Consider the following 8115-nt stretch of genomic DNA (forward strand, 5'->3'; position numbering starts at 1 on the left):
CGCCGGGGTGAGCGTGGCAGTGACGGCCGGCCTCGGGGGCCCGGCCGAGCCCCGCCCCGCCGGCCCGGCGGCCACCGTCTCGGCCACCGCCTCGGCCGGCGTGTCCACCAGCGGATCCACTGGCGGGCCCACCGGCGGGCCCACGGGTGAGCTCACTGGCCTCCAGGCGCCGCCGCCGATCGAGGAGGTGTGGCCGCAGGCCGTCCACAAGCTCCCCGGCACCCGGCGCGATCGGCTGCGCCCGATCCAGTTCCTCGACGACCGGACGCTGCTCGTCGAGACCTGGTCGAGCTTCGAGAAGGCCAACGCCCTGTACGCCTACGACCTCGGCACCCGGGAACGACGCGAGATCACGAAGGTACCGACGCCCAAGGGCACGGTGGCGTTCGCCGCCGACTTCCGCGCCGGCGGCGACCGGGTCGTCTGGTGGAACCGGCTCAAGGACGGCACCACCCAGATCTGGTCGGCCCCGCTGTCCGGCGGCGAGGCCGCGCTCGTCACCACCGTGCGGACCGACGAGAGCGGCCTGGACGGCGTGCAGATCGCCGGCGACCGCGTCGTCTTCTCCGCCCGCTCCGGCGGCGTCCACACCGCCCCCCTGGCGGGCGGCCCGGCCACCCCGGTCGAGGGCGGCGCGTCGATGCACGTGCTGAACTGGCCGTGGATCGGCGAGCCCGGCCCGTACGGCGAGCATGTGGGACCGAGGTTCGGCCGGATCCGCAACGCGGAGACGGGCGAGACGCGCACCGCCACCACCCGGCCGGGCGACGAGCTGCTCGGATGCTCGGTCACCCACTGCATCGGGCAGCGTCAGGACGGCATGTTCCTGCGCCTGCGCGACGGCTCGGGCGAGCAGCCGCTGCCGGGCTCCATGGGGCGGACGGACCGGCTGCCCCAGGACCGCTTTCACGTGGCCATGCTGAAGGACCGCACCGGGTTCGTCGCGTTCGCCCTGTACGACCTCGCCGGCGGCCGCTCGGCCGACCTGGGCATCAAGGCGGAGCAGCGGGAGAACGGCTTCTCCGCCCAGCCGCCCGGCCACGACGCCGAGGGCAGGCTCCTGTACTACGACGTCGGGGACACGCTGTACGTGATCGACGTGACCAAGATCTGACCCGGGTCGCGGCCGGGGGCGGGCTCAGCCGAGTTCGGCGGCCTCCTCGGTCTCGACCTGGCGGTTCCAGTCCTTCTTGACCGCGCGCCACCCCTCGTCGTCCACGCCTGCCCGCCAGTAGCCGGAGATCGACAGCCGCTCCAGCGGCACGCTCTTCTCCACCCGCAGGTAGCGGCGCAGCCGCTTGACGAAGCCGGCCTCGCCGTGGACGAACGCGCACACGTCGCCGGGCGGGAAGCCGAACGCGAGCACCGCCTCGACCAGCGCCTCGCCGACGGGCCCGCCGTCGCGGTAGAGCCAAGTCACGCGGGCGTCGGCGAGCGTGCTCAGCTTGAGCTCGTCCTCGGGCGACTCGACCTCGACGAACACGTACGCGAGCGCGTCCTCCGGCAGCGCCTCCAGGGAGGCGGCGATGGCGGGCAGCGCGCTCTCGTCCCCGGCGAACAGGTGCCAGTCGGCCTCCAGGGCCGGCGAGTAGCTGCCGCCGGGGCCAAGCATGAGCACCTCGTCGCCGGGCCTGGCCCGCGCGGCCCACGGCCCGGCCAGCCCCTCGTCGCCGTGGTGGACGAAGTCGAGCGTCAGCTCCCGGGTGTCGGGGTCCCAGGCGCGCACGGTGTAGGTGCGCAGGCGGGGCCAGAACTCCCGCGGCATGGTCTCGCGCACCTGCCGCACGTCGAACGGCTGCGGGTAGTCCACGCCCTCGTGCGGGAAGACGACCTTGACGTAGCTGTCGGTGGCTCCGGAGAGGGCGAAGTCACGCAGGCCGTCACCGCCGACGACGACACGGATCATGTGCGGCGAGATGCGTTCGGTGCGCAGGACGACACCGCGGTGATCGGTCATTCCAACGACCCCCTCCAGAAGTTAGGCATACCTAACCTACACCCTGCCCGGGGGAAGACCGTCAGGCCGCGTCCTCCATCGGCGGCCGCTCCCCCGCCGCGGCCAGGAACCCCGCCATGTGCCGGAAGGCCAGCCGCGCCTCCGGCAGCACGTCCGCGAGCAGCGGGAACACGTGCGGCATCCGCGGCCACTCCTCGTACGTCACCGGCACCCCGGCCCGCCGGGCGCGCAGGGCGACGCGGCGCGCCTCGTCCCTGAGCACCTCGGTGGACCCGGTGACGATCATCAGGGGCGGCAGCCCGGTGAAGTCGCCCAGCACCGGCGACACCAGCGGGTCGCGCGGGTCGAGCCCGTCGGTCCAGCGGCGGGCCAGCCAGCGCACCCGCCCGGCCGGCAGGATCGGGTCCTGCCAGCGGTTGGCCCGGCGCGGGGAGTCGGTCAGGTCGGCCCACGGCGACAGGCAGATGCCCGCCGACGGCAGCGGCAGCCCCCGGTCACGCAGCGCCAGCAGCGTCGCCAGCGTCAGATGGCCGCCCGCCGAGTCGCCTGCCACGATCACGTCGGCCGCGTCGTACCCGCGTTCGAGCAGGCACCCGTACGCCTCCAGGGCGTCGCTCAGCGAGTCGGCGAGCTTGTGCACGGGCCCCTGCCGGTAGTCCAGGGCCAGCACCGGGCGGCGGGCCGCCGCCGACAGCCGCCAGGTGATCGGCCGGTGGGTGCGCGGCGAGCACCAGAAGTAGCCGCCGCCGTGCAGGTAGAGCAGCACCTTGCCCTCGTCCAGCTCCCGCCCGGCGCGCACCCACTCGCCGCCGCACGCGGCGAAGGCCGCCGGGGTCACGGTGACGTGCTCCGGCACCGGCACGGCCCCCGCGAGGCCGCCGAGCCGCGAGGCGCAGTCGAGCGCGAGCGGGTGGCGCAGCAGCAGGTGCGAGGCGGGCTTGAGGGTGCCCCGCATCAGGCCGGTGAGCGCGCGGGCCTGCCAGCTCAGCGGGTAGTCAGGCGTGACGTCGCGGTCCAGGCTCATGACGAGTCCTCCGTGACCTGTACATACCCGCACTACTCACCGGTAACCAGGGGGCTTCCGGGCCGCCGCCTTTACAACGTAGATCGCAGCGGGGTCAGTAGTAGCCGCCCTCCTGCGTGCTCTCGTACTCGTCGTCGTCCTCGTCGTCGTCGCGCGCCCAGCGGGAGGGCATCAGGACGGGGATGAACAGCGCCACGCCGAGCAGGGCGAAGGCGCCGGAGGTCAGTAGCAGCCGGTCGCCGGCGGCGGCCTCCCGGACGAGCTGGTGCACCGACGGCTCGTCCGGGAGGAGGCTGAGCGCGCGGTTCATGTCGAGGGCGTAGACGACGGTCCAGGCGAGCAGGACCAGCGACGGCGTGAAGGTGGCCAGCGGCGAGACCCGCCCCGCCACGACGAGCCCGACGACGAGGCCGACGGCGGCCATCGAGCCGAGCGCGATCCACAACTGCTGCCCGCCGGTAGGGGCGGCCTGCGCGGCGAGCATCGCCTGCTGCACGGCCCATCCGCCGCCCGCCAGGACCGCCGCGGTCACCACCAGCCCCAGGAGCAAACCACCTAAGTGCCGCAACGTACTCACCCCTATGTCAACGTGGTGAGCCCGACCCTAGCGACAAACATCGCGAATCAACCAGGCATTGCCGAGCTTGAAGAAGAACTCGTCGCCGCCCCCTCCCTGTGAGACCATGTGGCACACCCATGCGCGCGCACCCGCCCCTCCGGCTCGTCAGGGCGGCCGTCTTCACGGCCGTCTGCGTGACGCTGGCCGCGATCGCGCACACGCTGGGCGGCGGCACCGGCCCCGCGGCGTGGGCCGCCGGGCTCGGCGCGGCCTCGGTGTTCGCGCTCGCGCTCGCCCTGTCCGGCCGGGAGCGCCCGGCCGCCACCGTCAACACCGCGCTGATCGTCGCGCAGGCCGGGCTGCACGAGCTGTTCGGCGGCGGCGACGGCACCGCCTACGTCGCCCTCCATCTGCACGGGCAGGGGCTCGGCGACGCGCTCGGCATGCTGGTCGCGCACCTGACGGCCACGCTGCTCACCGGCTGGTGGCTGGCCCGCGGCGAGGCCGCGCTGTGGGCGACACTGCGCCGGCTGCTGCGCCGCCTGACGCCGCTGCGCCCGGTCCGCTCCCCCGTCCTCCGCCCCGCCGCGCCGATCGTGCGCGCGCGGGCCGTGCCGCCCGATCCCGGGCTGCGTCACTCCGTGGCCAGGCGTGGTCCTCCACTGCCCGCCTGACTGCTGACACCCCCGTAACCCCCATCACGACAAGTGGAGATCCGCCATGTCCTTCGTCCGCCGTGCCGCGACCGTGCTCGCGGCCACCACCGCCCTGACCGCCGGGCTCGCCCTGCCCGCGCTCGCCCACGTCACGATCAACCCGGGCACCGCCGAGCAGGGCGGGTTCACCAAGGTCGCCTTCCGCGTGCCGAACGAGCGCGACGACGCCTCGACGGTCAAGGTCGAGGTGTCCTTCCCCACCGACCACCCGCTGGCGTTCGTGTCGGTCAAGCCCGTGCCCGGCTGGAGCGTCAAGGTCACCGAGGGCAAGCTGCCCAAGCCCGTCACCACCGAGTTCGGCGAGCTCACCGAGGCCGTCACCACCGTCGTCTGGTCCGGCGGGAAGATCGGCAAGGGCGAGTTCCAGGAGTTCGAGGTGTCGATGGGCCGCCTGCCCGAGGGCGTCGGCCAGATCGTGTTCCCGACGAAGCAGACCTACTCCGGCGGCGAGGTCGTCGACTGGGCCGACGCGCCCGCGGCCGACGGCTCCGAGCCGGAGCACCCCGCGCCGGTGCTCAAGCTGACCCCGGCGACCGGCGGCGACGCGCACGGCGCGGCCACCGCCCCGGCGTCCCCCGCCGCCGGGTCCCCCGCGCCCTCGGTGACGCCGGTCGCCGCCGCCTCCTCCGACGGCACCGCCCGCCTGCTCGGCGGCGCGGGCCTGGCCGTGGGCGTCATCGGCCTCGTGGTCGCCTTCCTGGCGCTGCGCCGCCGCACGTCCTGACCCGCGGGCGCGTCCCGTACGCGGCCCGTTCTCGGCCCGTACGGGGCGCGCCCGTCAGGAGGTGATGTCCTTGCCGGTGAAGCGCGCCCACGCGACCGACAGCGACAGCACGGTGTACGCGCCGAACACCGCCAGCCCGTCGAGCAGCGCCCCGGTGTCGATGGGGGCGCGCAGCACGGCGTCGAAGCCGGTGAAGCGGGCCGGCAGCAGGTAGGGCTCCAGCGGCGCGAGCTCCGGGATGGCGCGCAGCACCTGGCAGACGATGACGGCCACGACCGCGCCGGCGATCGCGCCGATGGGCACCTCGGTGAACGTCGACAGGGCGAGCGCGACCGCGCCCAGGGCGGCCATGCCGGCGCCGATGTAGCCGACGCTGACGGCGATCCGCAGCAGCCCGTCGGTCACGGAGACGGTGGTGCCCGACAGCAGCGTCACGTCCCCGACGGGGAACAGCACCAGCCCGGTGAGCAGCGCCGACAGCGCCACCACGGCGGTGACCGCGTAGGCGTACACGACGACGTTCAGGAACTTGACGGCCAGCAGCCGGCCCCGGCCCGCGGGCGCGGCCAGCAGGTAGCGCAGCGTGCCCGCGCCGGCCTCGCCGGCGATCGAGTCGCCGCCGACGACGGCGACGGCGACCGGCATGAGCAGCAGCGTCAGGAACGAGAACGAGACGAACGTCAGCATGAGGCTGTTGCCCGCCACGCTGGCGATCAGCCCGCTCATCTCGTCGTCCCCGCCGCCGCCGACCATCCGCAGCGCGACGCCGACGACGACAGGCACCGCGGCGACCACCGCGAGCATGGCGAGGTTGCGCGGGCGCCGGAACGTCAGGCCCAGCTCCGAGCCGAGCAGCCGCCAGAACGCGCCCGGCCGGCGCGGCGGCGACGGCAGTCCCGGCGGCGGCGGCTCGGGGGCGTGGCGTTCGGCGCTGCCGATCGTCTCGGCCACCGGCACCAGCCCGGGGGTGCGGCGGGGCCGGTCGGTCCGCGTCGCCGCCTCCGTACCGGTGGTGGTCTCAGCCGTCGACATCGAAACCCTCTCCCGTCAGTCCCACGAACACGTCCTCCAGGCTCGGCCGCACCACGGCGAGCCCGCGCACGGCCACGCCCTCGCGGACGAGCACGGCGTTGACCTCCTCGGGCGCGTGCCCGCCCAGCTCGGCGCTCACGTGCTCGTCGGAGCGCACGTCGGCCAGGCCGAGCGCGCCCAGCACCCGGGCGGCGTCGGCGGGGTCGGGCGTCTCGACCCGGATCCGGGTGGCGCGCCCGCCGCTGAGCGAGGCGATCGTGCCCTGCGCGACGAGCCGGCCGGCCCGCATGATCGCCGCGTGCGTGCACATCTGCTCCACCTCGGCCAGCAGGTGGGAGGAGACGAAGACGGTGGTGCCGCCGGAGGCGATCTCCTTGACCAGCGCGCGCACCTCGCGGGTGCCCTGCGGGTCGAGCCCGTTGGTCGGCTCGTCCAGGATGAGCAGCTCGCGCGGGCCGAGCAGGGCGGCGGCGATGGCCAGGCGCTGGCGCATGCCCAGCGAGTAGTTGCGGAACCGCTTGCCCGCCGCGGCGCTCAGCCCCACCCGCTCCAGCGCCTCGCCGATCCGCTCCTTGGCGGTGGCGGGCGTCGCGGTCGGGTCGGCGGCGTCGAAGCGGCGCAGGTTGGCCTCACCCGACAGGTACGGGTAGAAGGCCGGTCCTTCGACGAGCGCACCGACCCGGGGCAGCGCCTGGCCGAGCGGCAGCCCGAGCAGCGCGTGCTCCCCCTCGGTGGGCGCGACCAGGCCCAGCAGCATGCGGATCGTGGTGGTCTTGCCCGAGCCGTTCGGCCCGAGGAAGCCGTAGACGGACCCGCGCGGCACGGCCAGGTCCAGCGCGTCGACGGCGACCTGGCCGCCGCGGAAGCGCTTGGTCAGGCCGCTGGTCACGATGGCGGCGTCGGAGGGCGGGGCCGCCCCGAGAGGCGCCCCCGCTTCCTGCGTGGCGGTCGTCACCTGACGCCCGCCGCCTTGGTGATCTCCTCCGGGGTGACCGCGCCGACCAGCAGACGGCCGTCGTCGGTCAGCAGGACCGTGGCGAGCTTGGTGGTGATCAGCTTGCCGGAGCCCCACGGGCCGCTCACCGGGGTGGCGGACTTCAGGACGGTCTCGAGGAGCGCGGCGGGGTCGGCGCCGCCGTCGCCGCCGAACGGCGACCCGTCGTCACCCTGCTCACCCTGCTCGCCGGCCTGGCGGCCGTCCTGGGCCTTCAGATCGGCCACCGAGGCGGGCAGCACGGCCACCGAGGTCCAGCCGTCACCGACGATCTTGACCTCTTCGGCGGCCTTCCTCGCCTCCTCACGGTGCTCCTCGGCCCGCTCGCCGCCCTCGCCCTCCTGGGGCGCGGTGAGCTTCTTCTCCTCGACCTTGGCCCCGGCGGGCGGGGTGAAGGTGAAGTTCTCCGGCGCGGGCGGGGTGAACGTCACCTGGGTGAAGCCGACCTGGAAGGCCGGCTCGGCCGAGCCCTTGGCGAACACCTGCACCTGGAGCGGGACGAAGTTCTCCCCGTCGAGGGCCAGGCGCACCTCCTCCACCAGGGAGCCGGCGTCCTTCGGCTTGAGCACGAGCTGGTAGGCCGGGCGGCCGGCCACCTCGGCCGTGTTGGTCACGCTGACGGCGGTGTGCTCGTCGGCCTGGGCCAGCACCTTCTCCGCCGCCGCCTGCGGGGTCAGCTCCGCCGGGGCGGTCTCGGCCGCGTCGTGTGGCCGCTTCCCGTCATAAATGATCTTGGTGGCGGTGTTGGTGGCGCTGTCGAAATACCACGCCTGGTCGCCGTTGACGATCAGGTTGGTCTCGTTCATCTGGGTCGGCATCGCGACCCTCAGCTTGTCGCCCGCCCCGTACCAGACCTTGATCTCGTGCGAGCCCGACAGCAGGCTGAGCGGCCCGGCGGAGCTGGTCGCCGGCAGCGCCGGCAGGCCGAGCGAGGCCGTCTGCTGCACGGTGCCGGACATCGGCAGCATGCCCTCGGTCTTCTGGGCGGCCGCCGCGGCGTCGGCCAGCAGCTGCTGGGCCGAGCGCTCGGGCAGCACCGGGTCGCCGCTCACCGCGGCGACGACCGGACCGGCGCCGATCGCGGCCCCGATCACGGCAGCAGCCGCGAT

Annotated in this window: 9 protein-coding genes; 3 read left to right on the forward strand and 6 right to left on the reverse strand. The window is 74.5% G+C overall.

The genetic code is table 11. The features are described 5' to 3' along the window. Positions 1–1114, forward strand: a 1114-nt coding sequence (locus tag KME80_RS48820; protein ID WP_219519542.1) for a TolB family protein, incomplete at its 5' end; no start/stop codon positions are given. Between the two features lie 24 nt (positions 1115–1138). Here the strand turns inward: KME80_RS48820 and KME80_RS48825 are convergent. From KME80_RS48825 to KME80_RS48835, 3 genes are all read right to left on the reverse strand, one after another. Continuing rightward, on the reverse strand, positions 1139–1957 hold the full coding sequence (locus KME80_RS48825) for a siderophore-interacting protein (protein WP_219519544.1): 819 nt from the start codon (positions 1955–1957) through the stop codon (positions 1139–1141). A gap of 61 nt (positions 1958–2018) precedes the next feature. Beyond that, positions 2019–2981: an alpha/beta hydrolase fold domain-containing protein gene (locus KME80_RS48830; RefSeq protein ID WP_219519546.1), complete on the reverse strand. Its 963-nt coding sequence runs from the start codon at positions 2979–2981 to the stop codon at positions 2019–2021. Between the two features lie 94 nt (positions 2982–3075). Then, positions 3076–3531, reverse strand: coding sequence for a hypothetical protein (locus KME80_RS48835; protein ID WP_246647100.1), 456 nt, complete (start codon positions 3529–3531; stop codon positions 3076–3078). Positions 3532–3677: 146 nt separating this feature from the next. Between KME80_RS48835 and KME80_RS48840 the strand changes: the two genes are divergently transcribed. Further along, positions 3678–4214: an MFS transporter gene (locus KME80_RS48840; RefSeq protein ID WP_219519549.1), complete on the forward strand. Its 537-nt coding sequence runs from the start codon at positions 3678–3680 to the stop codon at positions 4212–4214. A 46-nt stretch (positions 4215–4260) separates the two neighbouring features. Next, positions 4261–4980 carry a YcnI family copper-binding membrane protein gene (locus KME80_RS48845; protein WP_219519550.1) on the forward strand — a complete coding sequence of 240 codons (720 nt, stop codon included), beginning with the start codon at positions 4261–4263 and terminating at the stop codon, positions 4978–4980. Positions 4981–5034: 54 nt separating this feature from the next. Here the strand turns inward: KME80_RS48845 and KME80_RS48850 are convergent, their stop codons facing one another. The 3 genes from KME80_RS48850 to KME80_RS48860 all read right to left on the reverse strand — a co-directional run. Beyond that, entirely contained in the window at positions 5035–6012 is a 978-nt protein-coding gene (locus KME80_RS48850; RefSeq protein ID WP_219519553.1) for an ABC transporter permease, read from the reverse strand. Further along, complete coding sequence (locus KME80_RS48855; RefSeq protein WP_219519556.1) at positions 5999–6967, reverse strand: ABC transporter ATP-binding protein; 969 nt, start codon at positions 6965–6967, stop codon at positions 5999–6001. The genes KME80_RS48850 and KME80_RS48855 overlap by 14 nt, the downstream gene beginning before the upstream one ends. After that, positions 6964–8115: LolA family protein (locus KME80_RS48860; protein ID WP_219519559.1), on the reverse strand; the 1152-nt coding region annotated here is incomplete at its 5' end. The genes KME80_RS48860 and KME80_RS48855, both read right to left, overlap by 4 nt.

The sequence above is a fragment of the Nonomuraea ceibae genome, assembly GCF_019396325.1.
Taxonomy (GTDB): Bacteria; Actinomycetota; Actinomycetes; order Streptosporangiales; family Streptosporangiaceae; genus Nonomuraea; species Nonomuraea ceibae.